Source organism: Flavobacterium arsenatis, from assembly GCF_031456785.1.
GTDB lineage: Bacteria > Bacteroidota > Bacteroidia > Flavobacteriales > Flavobacteriaceae > Flavobacterium > Flavobacterium arsenatis.
Genome location: NZ_JAVDVI010000005.1, coordinates 202,396 through 221,777 on the forward strand (window position 1 = coordinate 202,396; position 19,382 = coordinate 221,777).

The 19,382-nt window shown below is 34.9% G+C and carries 20 protein-coding genes; 10 read left to right on the forward strand and 10 right to left on the reverse strand.

The genetic code is table 11. The features are described from left to right. Positions 1-25 precede the first annotated feature (25 nt). Positions 26-1,708, reverse strand: a complete 1,683-nt coding sequence (ggt, locus tag J2X31_RS07475) for a gamma-glutamyltransferase (RefSeq protein WP_310025689.1) — start codon at positions 1,706-1,708, stop codon at positions 26-28. Beyond that, on the reverse strand, positions 1,705-2,289 hold the full coding sequence (locus tag J2X31_RS07480; RefSeq protein ID WP_310025691.1) for an acyl carrier protein phosphodiesterase: 585 nt from the start codon (positions 2,287-2,289) through the stop codon (positions 1,705-1,707). The genes ggt and J2X31_RS07480 overlap by 4 nt, the downstream gene beginning before the upstream one ends. Positions 2,290-2,383: 94 nt before the next feature. On the opposite strand from J2X31_RS07480, the gene glmM reads away from it, so the two are divergent. The 3 genes from glmM to def all read left to right on the forward strand — a co-directional run bounded on the left by glmM (position 2,384) and on the right by def (position 5,060). Next, complete coding sequence (glmM, locus tag J2X31_RS07485; protein ID WP_310025692.1) at positions 2,384-3,772, forward strand: phosphoglucosamine mutase; 1,389 nt, start codon at positions 2,384-2,386, stop codon at positions 3,770-3,772. A gap of 121 nt (positions 3,773-3,893) precedes the next feature. After that, a complete protein-coding gene (locus tag J2X31_RS07490) occupies positions 3,894-4,406 on the forward strand; it encodes a hypothetical protein (protein WP_310025694.1) in 513 nt (170 codons plus the stop codon). 3 nt (positions 4,407-4,409) lie between these two features. Then, the gene (def, locus tag J2X31_RS07495) at positions 4,410-5,060 is read left to right on the forward strand and encodes a peptide deformylase (RefSeq protein WP_310025696.1); all 651 of its coding nucleotides are present in this window, start codon (positions 4,410-4,412) and stop codon (positions 5,058-5,060) included. Between the two features lie 42 nt (positions 5,061-5,102). Here def and J2X31_RS07500 read toward each other — a convergent pair whose 3' ends face one another. The 5 genes from J2X31_RS07500 to J2X31_RS07520 form a co-directional block, all read right to left on the reverse strand. Beyond that, complete coding sequence (locus J2X31_RS07500) at positions 5,103-6,272, reverse strand: proline dehydrogenase family protein (protein ID WP_310025698.1); 1,170 nt, start codon at positions 6,270-6,272, stop codon at positions 5,103-5,105. A 75-nt stretch (positions 6,273-6,347) separates the two neighbouring features. After that, entirely contained in the window at positions 6,348-7,775 is a 1,428-nt protein-coding gene (locus J2X31_RS07505) for an SDR family oxidoreductase (protein WP_310025700.1), read from the reverse strand. 23 nt (positions 7,776-7,798) lie between these two features. Continuing rightward, entirely contained in the window at positions 7,799-7,936 is a 138-nt protein-coding gene (locus J2X31_RS07510) for a DUF2256 domain-containing protein (RefSeq protein ID WP_310025702.1), read from the reverse strand. Further along, the gene (locus J2X31_RS07515; protein ID WP_310025703.1) at positions 7,933-8,364 is read right to left on the reverse strand and encodes a DUF2452 domain-containing protein; all 432 of its coding nucleotides are present in this window, start codon (positions 8,362-8,364) and stop codon (positions 7,933-7,935) included. The genes J2X31_RS07510 and J2X31_RS07515 overlap by 4 nt, the downstream gene beginning before the upstream one ends. Then, positions 8,365-8,649, reverse strand: a complete 285-nt coding sequence (locus J2X31_RS07520) for a TIGR03643 family protein (protein WP_310025705.1) — start codon at positions 8,647-8,649, stop codon at positions 8,365-8,367. 158 nt (positions 8,650-8,807) lie between these two features. On the opposite strand from J2X31_RS07520, the gene aroB reads away from it, so the two are divergent. The 6 genes from aroB to J2X31_RS07550 all read left to right on the forward strand — a co-directional run bounded on the left by aroB (position 8,808) and on the right by J2X31_RS07550 (position 13,601). Further along, a complete protein-coding gene (aroB, locus tag J2X31_RS07525; protein ID WP_310025706.1) occupies positions 8,808-9,875 on the forward strand; it encodes a 3-dehydroquinate synthase in 1,068 nt (355 codons plus the stop codon). A gap of 57 nt (positions 9,876-9,932) precedes the next feature. Further along, the gene (locus J2X31_RS07530; RefSeq protein ID WP_310025707.1) at positions 9,933-10,112 is read left to right on the forward strand and encodes a hypothetical protein; all 180 of its coding nucleotides are present in this window, start codon (positions 9,933-9,935) and stop codon (positions 10,110-10,112) included. Positions 10,113-10,168: 56 nt separating this feature from the next. Further along, positions 10,169-11,575, forward strand: a complete 1,407-nt coding sequence (locus J2X31_RS07535) for a type III PLP-dependent enzyme domain-containing protein (protein WP_310025710.1) — start codon at positions 10,169-10,171, stop codon at positions 11,573-11,575. Between the two features lie 86 nt (positions 11,576-11,661). Next, entirely contained in the window at positions 11,662-12,636 is a 975-nt protein-coding gene (locus J2X31_RS07540; RefSeq protein ID WP_310025711.1) for a deoxyhypusine synthase family protein, read from the forward strand. A 7-nt stretch (positions 12,637-12,643) separates the two neighbouring features. Then, on the forward strand, positions 12,644-13,048 hold the full coding sequence (locus tag J2X31_RS07545; protein WP_310025712.1) for a DNA primase: 405 nt from the start codon (positions 12,644-12,646) through the stop codon (positions 13,046-13,048). Between the two features lie 76 nt (positions 13,049-13,124). Beyond that, positions 13,125-13,601, forward strand: a complete 477-nt coding sequence (locus J2X31_RS07550) for a DNA-deoxyinosine glycosylase (protein ID WP_310025713.1) — start codon at positions 13,125-13,127, stop codon at positions 13,599-13,601. On the opposite strand, the gene J2X31_RS07555 is transcribed toward J2X31_RS07550, so the two are convergent. The 3 genes from J2X31_RS07555 to J2X31_RS07565 all read right to left on the reverse strand — a co-directional run bounded on the left by J2X31_RS07555 (position 13,602) and on the right by J2X31_RS07565 (position 17,248). Next, positions 13,602-14,120, reverse strand: a complete 519-nt coding sequence (locus J2X31_RS07555; protein WP_310025714.1) for a DinB family protein — start codon at positions 14,118-14,120, stop codon at positions 13,602-13,604. It lies immediately after the preceding gene. A gap of 10 nt (positions 14,121-14,130) precedes the next feature. Beyond that, the gene (locus tag J2X31_RS07560) at positions 14,131-16,713 is read right to left on the reverse strand and encodes a phosphoenolpyruvate carboxylase (RefSeq protein ID WP_310025783.1); all 2,583 of its coding nucleotides are present in this window, start codon (positions 16,711-16,713) and stop codon (positions 14,131-14,133) included. Between the two features lie 82 nt (positions 16,714-16,795). Next, on the reverse strand, positions 16,796-17,248 hold the full coding sequence (locus tag J2X31_RS07565; protein WP_310025715.1) for a response regulator: 453 nt from the start codon (positions 17,246-17,248) through the stop codon (positions 16,796-16,798). A 558-nt stretch (positions 17,249-17,806) separates the two neighbouring features. On the opposite strand from J2X31_RS07565, the gene J2X31_RS07570 reads away from it, so the two are divergent. After that, positions 17,807-19,366: a hybrid sensor histidine kinase/response regulator gene (locus J2X31_RS07570; RefSeq protein WP_310025717.1), complete on the forward strand. Its 1,560-nt coding sequence runs from the start codon at positions 17,807-17,809 to the stop codon at positions 19,364-19,366. Positions 19,367-19,382 lie beyond the last annotated feature (16 nt).

Here is a 19,382-nt window from a genome sequence, read left to right on the forward strand (position 1 = left end):
TTTAATCTGTGGCAAATAATTTTAACTAATATCCAACCGCTTTATCATCGCCTCTCCTATCCGCTCCGCCTTCCAACTTTCCATCAGGCAAAACCAAAATCGCATCTACTTTTCCAATAATGGGTGTATTTCCTTCATTAATAATGAATCCTTTTTGCTTTAGATTTTCCAATAAAGTCGAAGAAAAGGAATTGGGTTCAAAAATCACTTCATCCGGCAACCATTGATGATGAAAACGTGGTGCATTCACTGCTTTTTGCATACTCATATCAAATTCATAGACATTCAAAATCGTCTGCAACACCGAAGTTATAATCGTTGAACCACCTGGAGTTCCCAAAACCATACTCAATTTTCCGTCTTTTTCCACAATTGTTGGCGTCATCGAACTCAACATTCGCTTTTCTGGGGCAATGCTGTTGGCTTCAGCTCCAACCAATCCGTAGGAATTTGCGAATCCAGGTTTCGAACTGAAATCATCCATTTCATTGTTCAAAAAGAAACCCAATTCCTCACAATATAATTTGGAACCAAAAGCACCATTCAGAGTCGTAGTAACCGAAACTGCATTGCCAAATTGGTCCACAATCGAATAATGTGTTGTTTCATCGCTTTCATAAGCCGAAACATTCCCTTTTGAAACATCGGAAGATTTTGTTGCTTTTTCAAAACTAAAATCCTGCATTCTTTTTTTTAAATACTGTTTATCCAATAAAGATTTCACTGGAACTTTCACAAAATCTGGATCGCCCAAATAGTAACTTCTATCAGCATACGAACGCCTTTCGGCTTCGGTAATGACTTGAATACTTTCCAACGAATTATGCCCGAATTGCTTCAAATCAAAAGGCTCAATCATCCTCATAATCTGTCCCAAACAAACACCTCCACTACTTGGTGGTGCCATCGAAATAATGTTTAGATTCTTATAGTTGAAAGTGATTGGAGTTCGCCATTTGGCTTCGTATTTTGCCAAATCCTCCATCGTGATAATCCCACCTTTTTGATTCAGATAATCAATTAATTTTTGAGCCGTTTTGCCTTTGTAAAATTCATCCCGACCGTTTTTGGAAATCCTTTTTAAGGTTTCGGCTAAAGCAAAATATCGAATCGTGTCGTTTTCTTTGTAATTTTTGGTTACTAACGACCTTTTGCCATTCGCATTTACTAATTCAAAATTGAAAGAAGTAAATTGTTTTTCTTGATTTTTGGTAACCAAAACACCTTTTTCGGCTAATTCAATAACAGGTTTTAAAATAGTTTCAATTGGCAAGGTTCCAAATTTTTTATGCACTTCGAAAATTCCTGCAATCGTTCCGGGAATTCCAACAGACAAAGCCGTTTCTGTACTTTTATTTGGAATGACATTCCCTTTTTTGTCCAAAAACATGTCTTTTGTCGAAGCCAAAGGAGCTTTTTCGCGATAATCCAAACTGCCAATTTCGCCGTTTGCTTTTCGATACACCATAAATCCGCCACCACCAATATTTCCAGCATAGGGATAAGCTACTGCCAAGGCCAATTCGGTTGCAATCATAGCATCGAAAGCATTTCCTCCTTTTTTCATAATAGCAATTCCAATCTTTGAAGCTTCTTCTCGGGCGGAAACCACCATTGCTTTTTCAGCCACCAAACCCGTTGGGATGATGGCTTTTTCTGTTTTACAACTCAAAAAACAAAGCGTCATCAAAAGATAAAATTTTCTCATAACAACGCTAATTTTTCTTTTACAAAAGCTCTCATTTCTTCAAAAAATAACGTAAACTCTTCTTCAAAATCTGTATAAAATTCTTGCAGTTCTTTTACCGAAAATTGCATACCTGATTTATTCTTAGTTCGATGGTCCATTTGAAATAAAATCCTCGAGATTCCTTCGATTGTAGCATAACTTGTCAACCAATCATATTTAATCATATACGGCATCAATCCCTTTGTTTTCTCGGTAAGAATGCTATAATTATCTTCTAAAATTTGGTAAAAATGTGCCGTGAAATCTTCGAGCTTTTCATCTGAATACTTTTTCCAATTTTTGGCCAAAAAATGGTCGTAGAAAATATCGATAATCACACCTGAATAATGTCCATATTTTCCGTGCAAACGATGCTTGCTTTTTCTAAATATCGGATGAAAATCCGTGAACGTGTCAATTTCACGATGAAGCGTTATTCCTAAACCGACTTCCTTGGGAAAATCCTCAAAATTTTTCCCATGAATGCCATCGGCCATGAAATTGCCAATTTTAATGAAATCGTTTTCTCCCGAAAGATAGATGTGTGCTAAAAAATTCATTCGTCTAATTTAAAGAATTATCAACGATGATTTTTAATTTTTAAATTATATTTGTTTCATCTAAAATTTAACATTCAAAATTTAAAACATAAATATGACCTTAATAAAATCAATTTCAGGAATTCGTGGCACAATTGGCGGAAAAGTCGGCGATAATTTAACTCCGGTTGATGCCGTAAAGTTCGCTTCGGCTTATGGAACCTGGCTGAAATCCTATTCTAATAAAGAAAAACTAATTGTCGTTATCGGCCGTGATGCCAGAATTTCTGGACCAATGATTCATAATTTGGTCGTGAATACCTTAATAGGATTAGGAATTGATGTGATTGACTTGGGTCTTTCTACAACTCCAACGGTTGAAATTGCCGTTCCGTTGGAGCAAGCCGATGGCGGAATTATTCTAACAGCAAGTCATAACCCAAAACAATGGAATGCCTTGAAATTGCTCAATGAAAAAGGAGAATTTTTAAGTGGTGCCGAAGGTGCAAAAATCTTGGATATTGCCGAAAGGGAAGCTTTTGATTTTTCTGATGTGGATAATTTGGGAGAAATTACTTCGAACGATGCTTTTATGGACATCCATATTGATGAAGTTTTGAATATGCCTTTGGTGGATGTTGAAGCTGTAAAAGCAGCAAAATTTAAAGTGGTGGTTGATGGTGTGAATTCTTCTGGTGGAATTATTATACCTAAATTATTGGAATTGATGGGAGTTGAAGTAGTAAAATTATATTGCGAACCAAACGGACATTTCCCTCACAATCCAGAACCTTTGAAAGAACATTTGACGGATATTTCTGAATTGGTGGTAAAAGAAAATGCCCATCTTGGAATTGTGGTGGATCCAGATGTGGATCGTTTGGCTTTTATCAGCGAAGACGGCGAAATGTTTGGAGAAGAATATACCTTGGTGGCGGTAGCCGATTATGTTTTGAGCAGAACACCAGGAAATACGGTTTCGAATATGTCGTCTTCTCGTGCTTTGCGTGACGTGACCATCAAACACGGTGGAACATACGAAGCAAGTGCTGTTGGAGAAGTGAATGTGGTGGAGTTGATGAAAAAAAACAATGCTATAATTGGTGGCGAAGGAAACGGCGGAATCATTTATCCTGAATCACATTATGGTAGGGATTCTATCGTTGGAACTGCTTTATTCTTGACACATTTGGCTTATAAAAAAATGAAAGTTTCAGAATTGAGAGCTTCCTATCCTGAATATTATATGAGTAAAAATAAAATTGAATTGACCCCACAAATTGATGTTGATGCGATTTTGAAAGCGATGACCGAAATGTATAAAATGGAAGAAATTTCTACAATTGACGGTGTAAAAATTGATTTTGCCGACAATTGGGTACATTTAAGAAAATCGAATACGGAACCGATAATCCGTATTTATACCGAAGCTTCTTCTCAAGAAAAAGCCGATGATTTGGCTTTGAGAATTATTGATGAAATTAAAGCTGTGGCTGGGATTTAAATTTATAAAGATGAATTTCCATATCAAGCTCATTTTCATTTTATTGTTTTTTACAAGCAGTTATGCCCAAGAAATAAAATGTGGTTGGTATGGAAAGAAATCCATTGCCGAAAGGGATAAAATGTTTCCTTTCAGTGAAGCAAAAAAAGTGTTGCTGATTTCATTTATATCAACTGACGGAAGTAACATTTTAGTTCTTGATGATGACACTAGAATACCTTTAGATACTACTAACATCGATAAATATGAAGTAAAATATTTAAAGTCGTTTACTTTTTATCAAAACAAGGCTATCAAAAAATATTTTGCTCAGGAAATTGTTGAAATTGACAAAAATCAGATTGATATATTAAGCAATTTGATGTTTAATTATAAAATTAAAAAACTTCCAAAACTTACAGTCGAAAGTCCTATGGGATGCTATATTCCCAGAAATGCGATTTTATTTTTAGACGGCAATGACAATGTTATTTCAAATTTGGAAATTTGCTTTGAATGCTTACAAGCTTATCTTTTTCCCGATCCCTATAACACTAATGAGCTGGCAAACAAAGAAAGCTGTTATGGAAGGATAGATTTATTAAAAGCTTTTTTTGACAAAAACGGCATCAAACTTGGTATTGAAAAACTTTAAACAATGAAAAACACAACCCTAAAACTCCTATTCCTTTTCATAGCAACCAATCTTTCTGCACAAAAATTTACAAAGGAAGAAAAAAAGCTCATCCAATCCGGAGATGCAAAAACGATGATGAAAGTCATTCAAATCACGGATGAAAAAGAGCTCAAAATCTTGACAAGTGTTTCTACAGATGTTGATCCGAAGGATGAATTATTGCCTGTTTTAGCCGAAAGAATGTTCCTCTCGATGCGTGATCCTACCAATCCGGGAATTGGAATCGCGGCACCACAAGTTGGGATTAACAAGAATGTGTTTTGGGTACAGCGTTTTGACAAGGAAGGCGAACCTTTTGAGTTCTATCTGAACCCGAAAATTGTTTGGCGTTCGGCATTATTGCGAAAAGGAATGGAAGGCTGTCTTTCTATTCCCGATATTGATGGCGAAGTTTTGAGAAATTACACTATCAAACTGAATTATTTGGATAAGGAAGGGAAATTCCATGAAGAAATGATGGAAGGCTTCACGGCTGTAGTTTTCCAGCATGAATATGACCACTTGAACGGAATTTTATTCACTGACAGAATAAAGGAACAAGAAAATATTGAAGTATCGAAAGTGAATGGCGAGATGAATTTGTTTTTAGAAAAAAAATTAAGAAGACAATAGTAAAAAGGCTGAACAATTAAATTCAGCCTTTCTTTTTATTTCTTATTTTCCTTTTCTACGATTACGTTCCGTTTTAATAAGCGTCAGCTCACGGCTTGTTTGTCCGGCAACTGAAGTATTTTCTTCCGCTCGACGAATCAAATACGGCATCACATCTCTCACTGGTCCGAATGGTAAATATTTCGCGACATTATATCCGTTTTCTGCCAAGTTATAACTGATATTGTCGCTCATTCCATACAATTGGCCAAACCAAATTCTATCGTCATTCTTAACGATATTATTGATTCGCATCAAATCCATCAATTTATACGAACTCAATTCGTTATGAGTTCCTGCAAAAATGGACATTTTTTCCAAATGTTCCACCATGTAAACAACCGATGCATCATAATTTTCATCCGTAGCTTCCTTTGTTGCACAAATTGGCGATGGATATCCTTTTTCTTCGGCACGCTTGATTTCCTTTTCCATATAGGCTCCACGAACCAATTTCATTCCGATATAAAAACCGTCTTGTTTGGCTTGCTCGTGCAATTTCTTCAAATAATCCAATCGGTCCCAACGGTACATCTGCAAGGTATTGAACACAATTGCTTTTTCTTTGTTGTACTTCTTCATCATTTCAGCCACCAAATCATCAGCGGCATCTTGCATCCAGCTTTCTTCACCATCAATCAACAAGGCAACATCTTTGTCGTGAGCGGCTTTACAAACAATATCAAAACGCTCCACTACTCTATTCCATTCTGCTTGTTCTTCTGTATTCAACGTTTGACCTTCGCCTAATTTTTCATACAATTCAAAACGGCCAAAACCTGTTGGCTTGAAAACTGCAAACGGAATCGATTTTTTTTCTTCGGCAAAATCAATCGTTTTCAAAGTCATTTCCAAAGCAGCATCAAATTGAGCTTCTTCTTCTTTTCCTTCAACCGAATAATCCAAAACCGAAGAAACGCCTTTGGTAAACATTTTATCTACGACCGGCAAACAATCATTTTCACTTACACCACCACAAAAATGGTCGAAAACCGTGGCACGAATCAAACCTTCAACTGGCAAATGTGCTTTTATGGCAAAATTGGTAACCGCTGTCCCAATTCGAACCAACGGCTGGCTATCAATTAATTTGAATAAAAAATAAGCCCTGTCGAGTTCGGTATCACTTTTTAAAGAAAAAGCAACTTGTGTATTATTGAAGATTTTATCCATTGGTTTGCAGTGAAAACTGATAAATTAATAATGAAAATTTAAGATTGTGCAAATATAATTAGAATTCGATATTTTTTATTCAGATTGGGCTATTCTTTTTATCATTCCGTTAAAAATGAAAAAATGAAACGGCAACATACTGTACCAATACAATCTGCCGAAAATTCCTTTTGGTCGAAACGTGGCAATTTGATGCAAATAATTGTCTTCATCGATTCGGAATTCAAGCCAAGCTTCGCCTGGAAGTCGCATTTCTGCAAAAAGCAAAAGACGCTTGTTTTCCCTATCAGCCAAAAGAACACGCCAAAAATCTAATGAATCGCCATTGTCTAAATTCGTAGGACTTGTTCGACCACGACGTAAACCTACTCCTCCAAAAAGCTTGTCAATCATACCTCTTGTTTGCCACATCCAATTCCCATAATACCAGCCTTTTACTCCACCAATCGACCAAATATTATCCAACACTTGGCTCGGATTTGAAATCTTTATTTTTTTGCTGTCTTTCAAGCATCCGAATTTTGGAATTTGAATATAATTTTTCAAATTGGTTCCAAATCGGCTGGTGGTCAAACTGTCTTTCCAACTTGAAATTACCAGATTTTGCTCTATTTTTTGAAAGGCAAGCAGAATGGCTTCAACATAGGAAATCGGTTTGATGTCGAGCATTTTTTGTAAACGATTGTCTTTGCAAATCACTTCCACCTTCATACTATCTACCAAATTCATTGCTAATTTATAAGAAGTAGACGTCACGAAATACAACCAGTAAGAAGATAATTTTGGCGTCATGAACGGCAAAGTTACAATAGCCAGTTTGATGCCTCGCGTTTTGGCATACAATTGCAACATCTGTTTGTAGGTAATTACGTTTGGCCCTCCAATATCAAAGGCTTCGTCAAAACAATCGGTTCTGTTTTGAACGCCAATCAAGAACTTCATCACATCCCGAATGGCGATGGGTTGCGTTTTGGTCAGAACCCATCTTGGCGTGACCATAATTGGCAGTTTTTCGCATAAATCTCGGATAATTTCAAAAGAAGAACTGCCAGAACCTACAATGATTCCTGCTTTTAAAACCGTTAAATGATGTTTTCCGCTAGATAAAATCTTCTCGACATTATTTCTCGAAAGCATGTGTTTGGAAAGGTTTGGGTCGTTTACAATTCCGCTTAAATAAATCACTTGTTTAACGTTCATGTGTTTCGAATACAAGTTGAAGTTTTCGGCTGTTTTGACTTCCATCACATCAAAACTTTCGGTGGAACTGGACATTGAATGAATCAAGAAATAAGCAATATCAATATCTTTCGGACAATTATTAAAATTAATTTCATCCAAAAAATCAACTTCCCAAATGGTGATTAACGATGCCGTTTCTGGAGCTAAACCTATCCGACTTGCATCTCTAACAGCACAAATGATTTCGTGTCCTTGGTTGAGCAATTCTGGAAGCAATCTTCGTCCCACATAGCCATTTGCACCTGTTAGTAAGATTTTCATTTTTAAATAGTTAGTATTTGTTTCTACTTTTTACCTCTACATTTATCACTGCAATATTTTACGTCTTTCCAAACTTTTTCCCACTTTTTCCGCCAAATGAAAGGTCGGTTGCAAACCAAACAGATTTTAGAAGGCAAATCTTGTTTTTTTACACCTTTCATCTCACATCAAATCTAAATTTAGAAGAATTTTCATGAAGCAAAATCCACTTCTTATCACTGTTCAGTTTGAATGTTCCAATGTGTTCCTTGTTCCATTCATGTGGTGCTATCAAGGACAGGAAATGTATTCCGTCTTCGCCTAAATACAAATGATAAATTTCGCCAACCACTGGTTCAAATGAAAATTTGGCATTGTAAATCAACTCATTCCATTCATATTCTCGCATCAAATTTTGATACTGCAATTTGAGTTCGTCAAACTTGCTTTGAAACTCTTTGTTCACGTTATGAATGCCTCTACTTTTCCAGCCTACAACATCATCCAACTTAATTGCTGGAGCACCAACATTTGTTGAATATGGCAAAATTCCTGCATTATATTTGCCTTCGGCTGAAAAAACCACATTATCAGGTTTCTTATTTTCCATTTAATTACGCTTTGAAATTTTATTGTTCGAAATAGCCCGTTGCCTGTTGCATTTGAATCTGTCGATTTCCTGAATACGTTTAGAAGCATGTTTTGTACTGCAATTTTCAACCCTTTTCCTCCACAATTTATAACTGCTAAACCTCAATTCTTTTTTCATCAATACTTTTACATCGGCTTCTGCCAAACCAAATTGAAATCTTATTGCTTCAAACGGTGTTCGATCTTCCCACGCCATTTCGATGATTCTATCAATTTGTATTGACGTTAAATGTACTTTTTCCATAAAACAAAAGGAATTACTTTGTTTAACTTTTTTAAATTATAATTAAACAAAATTACATCTTTTTTAAAGACGAATCTTAAAACGACACAAAAACATCTTGCGATACTTTAATGATGCAAAATAATATGTCTATTTTTGCTCAAATTTTAAACATCACTATGCAATCGATCGAAGCCGAAGGATATTCCATTCATTTTAATGGAAAAGGATATGAAATCATCAATGAACTTGTTGCTGAAAAAAATTATTCCTCCATCTTTATAATTGTAGATAGTAATTCCAATGAAATTTGCCTACCCAATTTTCTTCCAAACCTTTCAACAGATTCTAGAATCGAAATTATTGAGTTTGATGCCGGAGAAATTAATAAAAACATTGAAACTTGCCTTGGAATTTGGAATGTCTTGACAGAACTCCGAGCTGACAGGAAAAGCCTTATCATCAATCTTGGTGGAGGTGTTGTTACGGATTTGGGCGGATTTGTTGCTTCAACCTTCAAACGAGGAATCGACTTTTTGCATGTTCCAACAACACTTTTGGCAATGGTTGATGCTTCGGTTGGAGGGAAAAACGGAGTTGATCTTGGTAATTTGAAAAATCAAATAGGAACGATTACCATTCCAAAAATGGTTTTGATAGATACTTCCTTTTTAGAAACGCTTCCGCAGAATGAAATGCGTTCCGGTCTAGCTGAAATGCTGAAACACGGATTGATCTACGATAAGGATTACTGGGAAAAATTTCTTGATTTGAGCCAGATTGATTTTGCCGATTTTGATACCTTAATATATGATTCGATTTTTATTAAAAATGAAATCGTAAAACAAGATCCAAGAGAAGACGGAATCAGGAAAGCCTTGAATTTCGGACACACTTTAGGTCATGCCATCGAAAGTTATTTCTTGGAAAGTGAAAACAAGAAAAATTTGCTTCACGGCGAAGCCATTGCCGTCGGGATGATACTGGAAAGTTATATTTCGTGGAAAAAAGGATTACTATCGGCCGAAGAATATCTTCAAATAAAAACAACCATAAAGGGTATTTATGATGAAGTTGTTTTTGATGAAAATGATTTGATTCCAATCGGAGAATTGCTGATTCACGACAAGAAAAATGAGTACGGAAACATTCAATTTGCATTAATTGAAGGTGTAGGAAATATCAAAATCAATCAATCCGTTGAAAATAAACTCATTAACGAGGCATTTGAAGATTATAAATCTTAATATTTTTTTAATTAAAAGCGTTGCATTTCGCTTAAATATTTTTTTACATTTGCCCTAATGAACAAGACTTCAAATACAGGAAATTATTCTTTCGAAAGCAATGAAAACAATAAATCGTTTATACGATTATTGAAGCAGTTTTTTGCAGGAAATGGAGTAATAAATCCAGACACTTGTTCGCTTTCAAATAACTATCACGAAAAATTGCCTATCATTTATGCAAATATTAGGGTTTGAATGGTAAGATTAAATAATTTTTACACTAATTTTAATCTTAAAACCTTGACAAATAAATGAATACTAAATATTTCGACTTAATAAACCAGACTTTTTACTTTCCTCAAGAAGAATTTACTTTAAACAAAGATACACTTCAGTTCCACAACATCGATTTGATGAAAATTGTAGAACAATATGGAACTCCATTGAAGTTTACCTATTTGCCACAAATTTCTAACAACATTAACAAAGCCAAAAACTGGTTTCGTAAGGCGATGGAAAAAAACAAATATGAAGGTAAATATTACTATTGTTATTGCACCAAAAGCTCTCATTTTGAATTCATTATGAATGAAGCTTTCAAAAATAACATCCATATTGAAACTTCTTCGGCTTTTGACATCAACATCGTTGAAAATCTGTTGGAAAACGGAAAAATCAACAAAAGTACTTATGTAATCTGCAACGGTTTCAAAAGAGACCAATACATTACAAACATTGCCCGTTTGATCAATAACGGACATAAAAATACGATTCCAATCATTGATAATTACGAAGAATTGGATTTGCTTCAAGCGGAAATTCCTGGAAAGATGAAAATCGGAATCAGGATTGCTGCAGAAGAAGAGCCTAAATTTGAGTTTTACACCTCTCGTTTAGGAATCGGATACAAAAACATTGTTAGTTTTTATAAGAAACAAATTCAAGAAAATCCAAATCTTGAATTGAAGATGTTGCACTTTTTTATCAATACCGGAATCAATGACACTTCGTATTATTGGAACGAATTGGTAAAATGTATCAAAGTGTATATCGCTTTGAAAAAAGAATGCCCAACATTGGATGGATTGAATATTGGCGGTGGTTTCCCTATCAAAAATTCATTGGCTTTTGAATTTGACTATCAATATATGATTGACGAAATCATCAACCAAATCAAGATTGCTTGTGATGAGGCAGAAGTTGATGTTCCAAACATTTTTACAGAATTTGGTTCGTTTACAGTTGGTGAAAGTGGTGGAGCAATCTATCAGGTTTTATACCAAAAACAGCAAAACGACAGGGAAAAATGGAACATGATTGATTCCTCTTTTATCACAACTTTACCGGATACTTGGGCCATCAACAAGCGTTTTATTATGCTTGCTGTAAACCGTTGGAACGATCAATACGAAAGGGTTTTATTGGGTGGAATGACTTGTGATAGCGACGATTATTACAACTCTGAACAAAATATGAATGCCATTTATCTGCCAAAATACAATAAGGAAAAGCCGTTATACATCGGATTTTTTAACACGGGAGCCTATCAGGAAACTATTGGAGGTTATGGAGGATTGCACCACTGCTTGATTCCGCAACCAAAACACATTTTGATTGACAGAGATGAAAATGGGATTTTGGCTACAGAAGTTTTCTCGGAACAACAAACTTCCGAAGATGTCTTGAAAATATTGGGATACAGCAAAAAAGAATCTTAAAATTAAATATACAAAAAACAGTTTGCCGTTTTAAAAAAAAAGTTTTTCTTTGAACTTCAAACTACACAAACTAATATATAAACAAAATGAGCAAAGGTCCAATAAGTCAGTTTATTGAGAAGAATTACCTTCATTTCAATGCGGCAGCTTTAGTAGATGCGGCAAAAGGATATGAACAACATCTTCTTGAAAACGGAAAAATGATGATTACTCTTGGAGGTGCAATGAGTACTGCAGAACTGGGAAAATCGTTGGCAGAAATGATTCGTCAAGATAAAGTACATATTATTTCTTGCACAGGAGCAAATCTTGAAGAAGATATTATGAATTTAGTAGCTCACAATTCATACAAAAGAATTCCAAATTATAGAGATTTAACACCTCAAGAAGAACGAGATTTATTAGACAATCACTATAACAGAGTTACTGATACTTGTATTCCAGAAGAAGAAGCTTTCCGTAGATTACAACAACATTTGTATGATATTTGGCACAATGCAGATTCCAAAGGCGAACGCTATTTTCCCCATGAATTTATGTATCAAATGATTAATTCTGGCGTATTAAAACAATACTACGAAATTGATCCTAAAGATTCTTGGATGGTTGCTGCAGCAGAAAAAAATCTTCCAATTGTAGTTCCAGGTTGGGAAGACAGTACAATGGGAAATATTTTTGCTTCCTATTGTATTAAAGGTGAATTTAAGCCTACTACAATGAAAAGTGGAATTGAATATATGATGTGGCTATCGGATTGGTACCCAAAAAATTCATCTGGAAAAGGAGTTGGTTTCTTTCAAATTGGAGGCGGAATTGCAGGAGATTTTCCAATTTGCGTGGTTCCGATGTTGTATCAAGATATGGAAATGCACGATATTCCTTTTTGGAGTTATTTCTGTCAGATTTCTGATTCAACAACAAGTTATGGTTCGTATTCTGGAGCAGTTCCAAACGAAAAAATTACTTGGGGAAAATTAGATATTGATACTCCTAAATTTATTATTGAATCGGATGCAACGATTGTAGCCCCGTTAATTTTTGCTTATTTGTTAGATTTATAATATTGTTATGAAAAGAATTATAGTTGATTACTCCAAACTTACCAATGAGATTTTAAACCTACTTGTGGAGAAATTTCCTGATGGATATGATGATTCCGATATCATCCGTTTTAAAAATCACAAGGACGAAACGATTGAAGCTGTTGAAGTTCGTACAGAAGACACCATTTATCTGGTGAAAATCAGTACAAAATTATCTGACAGAATGGTTAATTTTGATGATGATGAAGATGTAATTGTGCCACTGGAAGCCATCAAGGGTATTGATTTAGATGAAGAAGACGACGATGCTCCTTCAGACGATGATGATATCGATGATAATTTGGACAAACCAGAAACCGATGATGAAGACGATGATGAAGACCGAAACGACATCGCCGACGAAGAAGATGAAGACGACGATGAAGATTAATTTCTGTCGTTAAAAAATATAAAAAAGGAACTCTAATGGGTTCCTTTTTTAGTATATTTAACTTAAAACCATACTAATGATAAGCTCCTTTCCTCCTATTATCGATCAAAACGCCGAAACTTTGATTCTGGGAACAATGCCAGGAGCGACTTCTCTATTGAAGCAGGAATATTATGGTTATCCTCAAAATGCGTTTTGGAAAATCATGTTTTCGATATTTGACAAACTTCCCGTTTCTGAAGCTTTTCAAGAAAAAGCTAATCTTCTGATCAAAAATAAGATTGCCCTGTGGGATGTTTTGCAACATTGCGAAAGAAAAGGAAGTTTGGACATTCACATCAAGAATCATATTGAGAATGATTTTGATTCCTTATTTACTGAATATCCAAATATCAAGAGAATTCTATTTAACGGAAAGGAAAGCCATAAATATTTTATCAAGAAATTTGGGCAAATTGAAGGCATTACTTATTATGTCATGCCTTCAACAAGCCCTGCAAATACGGTTGCTTTTGAAAAGAAACTGCAACTTTGGTCGGAAGTTTTAAAATAGCTACAAATATCGTTCTTGAAAGACCTTCTGATGATGGTTTTGATGCCCAATAATTACAAATCCCAAAGCACGAACCGACATATTATTGTTGGATGCAATTCCACTTCTCAAAAGTTGCTCTTCCTTAAAAGTCTTGTAAAGTGACAATGTTGACTGTCTTACAACGGCCAATTCAGTCAACAAATCCATAATGCTACGTTTGTCTCCGTTTGCAATATCGGCATAATTATTTTCCTCGAAACCCGGCAATTCTGTTTTATCGTTTCTGGCAAATCGCAAAGCCCTGTATGCGAAAATCCGTTCTGCATCAATCAAATGTTGAAGGATGTCCTTAATTGTCCATTTCCTTTCGGCATATCGATAATCATATTTGTCCATCGGAATGTCCTGAACAAATTTTATAAGCCGATGAACCGAAATTTCAAGTTCTTCCATTAAAGTATATTCATCCGAAACTTGAGCAATATAATTTGCATAAAAAGAGGCATATTCATCAGAATGCAATTGTGTAACTTTCATTTTTTATAATTTATGCTGAATTTCTACTTGCGTTTGTATTTCCAAAAAGGGAACGCGTCACCAGCTTTTCATAAACTTTAACCAACTCCTCGTCTGGATTTTCTTGCTTGTTCAACTCTTTAATTTTCAACAAAGCATATTGTTGTATTACCAACAGTGGCAATACAATATGTTCTCTCATTAAAATAGAAGCTTTACCATCAGGATAGTTTTCCATCAGCTCTGTATGTCCCGCGATTTTCAATAAAAGACGTTTTGTTTCAGTGAATTCATCAGAGATAATTTGCCAAAAATCTCCAAATTCAGGATCCTCTTTCATGTAAGCCGTCAAAGGTAAAAATGATTTGGCCAACGACATCATGCTGTTTTCCAAAAGCGTTTTAAAGAACAATGAATGGTCATACAAATCTTTAATCTTATCCCACTGATTAGTTTCTTCAAAATGCTTCAAAGCCGAACCAACTCCGAAAAACCCTGGGACATTTTGTTTCAATTGACTCCATGAACCCACAAACGGAATCGCTCTCAAAGCTGAAAAATCAAGCTTTTCCGATTGATTTCTTTTTGCAGGACGGCTACCGATATTGGCTTTTGCATAATATTTCAAAGTACTCATGTGTTCCAAATAAGGAATAAACTTGGGATGATTCTTGAAATCCAAGTACTTTTTGAATCCTATTTCGGCCAATTCGTCCAAAATGTGGATTTCATTTTCCGAAAGTTTGTTCTTGTTTTTATCAAACAATTGATTCGCAACTCCGGCCGTCAAAAGATTTTCTAAATTAAATCGGCACGAATCCATAGTTCCAAAATTTGAACTTATCGTTTGACCTTGAATTGTAACTTGGATTTCCTTATTTTCGATTTCCGGTCCAAGTGATGCGTAAAACTTGTGGGTCTTTCCTCCTCCACGGGCTGGCGGACCACCTCTACCGTCAAAGAAAATGACTTTTATACCATATTTTCTAGACATTGCACTAATAGTTTGTTTCGCCTTATAAATGCTCCAATTTGCCATCAAATAACCACCGTCTTTTGTTCCATCCGAAAAACCTAGCATTACAGTTTGCTTGTTGCCTCGACTTTTCAAATGTTTGGCATAATTTTCATCCGTGTACAATTGCTCCATGATCTTATCGGCTTTTTTCAAATCATCAATCACCTCAAAGAGAGGAACAATATCAACGGTTGGATTTTCCCAGCCCGATAATCGAAACAATGTTAGAGCTTCAATCACATTGAGAGCACTTTCATTGTTGCTGATGATGTATCGATTCGAACCAAATTCGCCATTTTTTTCTTGTATGGTTTTTATTGCATGAATGGAACTTAAAGTGGATTGTGTTTCGTCCTGAAAATCATCTGGATTCAAATTGGTTTTTATGGTTCCTAAAACTTTCATTTTTTCTTCTTCCGAAATATTTGAATAATTTTCAGGAAATATTTGAGTCTTATTTTTTGAATCTTTCTCAACTATATCAGTGAAAACAGCATCATGAATCTTACTGTTCTGACGAATATCCAAGGTTGCAAAATAGAACCCGAAAAGATTCACTTTGTTGATTAGAGCTTCCAATTCATTCAAATAAAGCGATTGATGTTCGTTTATAATTACGGTCTTAATCTGTTCTAGTGTTGATTTAAACTCATCCAAATTGATGAAAATTTCTCCAGTGGAATAGAAAACAGAACGATAAAGTTTTACTTCAATTTCAGCTATAAAACTATCTACACCATAAAAAGTTAGCTTCCTTTTTAAATCCCTAATATCATTGTAATAACATTTCAGAATTGAGGTTCTCAATCGGTCGGCAACTTTCAGGGTAATCTCATTGGTGACAAACGGATTTCCATCACGATCACCTCCGGGCCAGAATCCAAAATTGATGATTGGATTGTTGATTTCTTTACCTTTGAAGATATTATTCTGAAGGTAATGCACCATTTCACCAGCCGTTTGATAGAATACATTTTCGAGATACCAAATCAAACTAACAGCTTCATCAAAAGGAGTCGGTTTTTCCTTTTTAATGAAAGGTGTTTTTCCAAGTTGTGAAAGTAATTGCTTGATGACAAATAAATTATTTTGACGAATAGCTTCTGTCAAATCTGTAATAATTCCTAAAACAGAACCTGGGTAAAATTGTGTAGGGTGTGCCGTCAAAACTGTCCTTACACTAAAATCCTGCAAAAGCGACTTTAATTCATTCAAAACATCTTCAGAATCTGCCCTTTCTTTTATGTAGCGTAAAGAACCTTTTCCTTCCAAATTATTCACAACTGGAAAAGCGGCGTCTTCAATTGCATCAAACAAAACCACCTGACGCTCGACATATTGAATAAACCGAAACATCAAGCTTATTTTGTTTTCTTCCGATTGATCGTCAAGATATTTTTCCGAAAAATGATCAAATATTTGATTTGGATTCCATCCTTTTTTGAAACCAGTTTCACAAACCTCTGCAAACAAAGGAAGTAAAACTCCTGTATTGTCGATTGCATCAAAAGGCAAAGTGATAAAAACACTGTTGTAGATATGGTATTTCGAGAGTACGTTCTGATTGAAACGCTCAATTTTTGGGGGTGTGTACATCATTTTAAATTTGGCTTTAAATTAATAAAAAAATCCTCAAAGTGTTTGCCTTGAGGATTATTTTATTGTGATTGAATATTTTTTACACCGAAATCAGGAAATTCGACATATCCAGTCCGTTACTCGTATGGTATTGCCACTGAAGGCTCAACACATATTTGAGCGTGCTTTTTAGATTCTGAAAATCATTTGGCTTCACGATATAGCAATTCGCACCATTTGCAAGTGTGTTTTCAATGTCTTTGTTGGCCGACGAAGTTGAATAGATCGCTACAGCAATACTATTGTATTTTTGATTTTGCTTCAGCTTTTTCAGAGTTTCCAAACCATTCAGGATAGGCATATTCAAATCCAGAAATATAATATGCGGAATATCAGCGTTTTCCAGATGATCCAGAAGTTCTTTTCCATTCTCTACGGTGGTAACTTTAGATTCAAAATCTAACTGTTTTATAGCTTCTTCAAAAAAATTACGATCATCCGGATCGTCATCAGCTAAAAGTACTTTAATTACTTTCTGATTGTGTTTAAGCATATTTGGTTTGTTTTATTTTGGGGTGTTGTAAACTTTAATAATCAGGACTATTTGTTAACTAATGTTTAACCCTAAAGATTACTAGTGCAATTTCTAAAAAATAATCATTTTAATTAAAAAATAATTTTATAAGATATTTTCAAGATGTTATAAGATTCCCATGTTGCTTTACGGCACTTGATTATGAAACTTAATATTGCTTTCGTAAATAATCATCAATAAAAACATTGCTTCACAGGTTATTAGGTTTACTACTATTATTTGTTATGAACAATTTTGTTGCGAGATAGTTTTTGATTAAAATAAATTCAACAATTTTTAATTACATCTTAATGCAGTTAGTTTTTGGGTTCTTTAACATTTTTTAATACTTTTGGATGGTCAGATGAAAAGATGTATTCAACATCATTTTCAAATGGACTTACTCCCACTTACCCCTAGAAATATGTATCCGATTCCGAGTTATCATAAGGAAAAACACGCAATACACCATTATATTATGGTAGATAGCTGTATTTCTGAATGTTCATTTCCAAGTCAAATTAACAAGTTTAAACCATGATTTTAATTGTTGATGACATAAGTGCCAATATCATAGCGCTAAAAAAAATATTGGAACTCCATAATTTACCTGTTGATACGGCTAATTCTGGCGAGGAAGCGTTAAAAAAGATCCTCAAAATCGAATACTCCTTAATTATAATGGACGTTCAAATGCCGGGAATGGATGGTTTTGAAGTGGTTGAAACTCTTTCCGGAAGCAACAGGACAAGGGACATTCCTGTTATTTTCCTTTCTGCAATCAACAAACAAAAAAAATATATTTCCAAAGGCTATGAAACCGGTGGTGTAGATTATATTACAAAGCCTGTAGATCCGGACTTGTTTATACTCAAGGTAAAAACCTTCCTGAAATTATCCGAACAGAAAACGGAACTAAAAAACATCCGCGACATCCTATCAAAGGAAATCGAAATCAGGAAGCAGGCCCAAGAAAATCTTTCCAATCAAATGGAAGAACTCCGTTCAGTATTGCAATCTTTGCCTGAAATTGCTTTTATCATTTCCAAGGAAGGTCCGATTGAATATGTAAACGACAAATGGTTTCAGTATTCAAGTGACCCCGCTTCTTTTCCAGAATCGCATCCTGATGACCATCATTTGTGCACCAGCTGGGAAGATCATTTCAAAGAAGGAAAAGAATTTGCCTGCGAAATGAGAATCCGTCATTTGGCTACAAATGAGTTTCGTCATTTTAAGATGAAAATCCTTCCTATATTACACAACGATGCTATAACGCGTTGGGTTGGAACTTTTACAGATATTCAGGAACAAAAACTTGCGAATGAAATCCTGGAAGAAAAAGTGGCCGAACGAACAAAGGAATTGATTGTGAAAAATCAGGAGTTGGAATTCAGCAACCATGAATTGCAACAGTTTTCTTGGGTAGTGTCACACGATTTGAAAGAACCTGTTCGAAAAATTGAAATGTTCATCAAGCTTTTAAAGGAAAAATACCTTGTAGAAGATGAAAAGGCTACTAATTATGTAGATCGTGCATTGGCTTCGGCTGGAAGAATGTCTAAACTTATTACCGACCTGCTCGATTATTCAAGATTATCTGCCAAAGTGCCTTTTGAAAAAACTGATTTGGATGAAGTTGTTCATGAAGTCCTTTCGGATTTTGATTATCTCATTGAAGAAAAAAATGCAATTATTAAAATCGAAAAACTTCCTGAAATCAGCAGTATTCCGAGTCAGTTGCGTCAAGTTTTCCAGAATCTGGTTGGTAATTCATTAAAATTTTCCAAGAAAGACATTCCTCCCGAAATTGAAATACAATCAGAATTTATTGAAGAAAAAGAGTTTGGAAGCAAGCCTTCTCCAACAGGAAAATATTGCAGAATTACTGTAAAAGACAACGGTATTGGTTTTGATGAAAATTATCTGAACAAGATTTTTATCATCTTCCAAAGCTTAAATGACCGTCAGGCCTACGAAGGAACCGGAATTGGATTGGCAATAGCTAAAAAAATAATTGAAAAACACAACGGGTTGATTACTGCAAAAAGCGAAATTGGAATCGGATCTTGCTTTATCATCATTTTACCTGTTTAAAACTATATTTAATCGC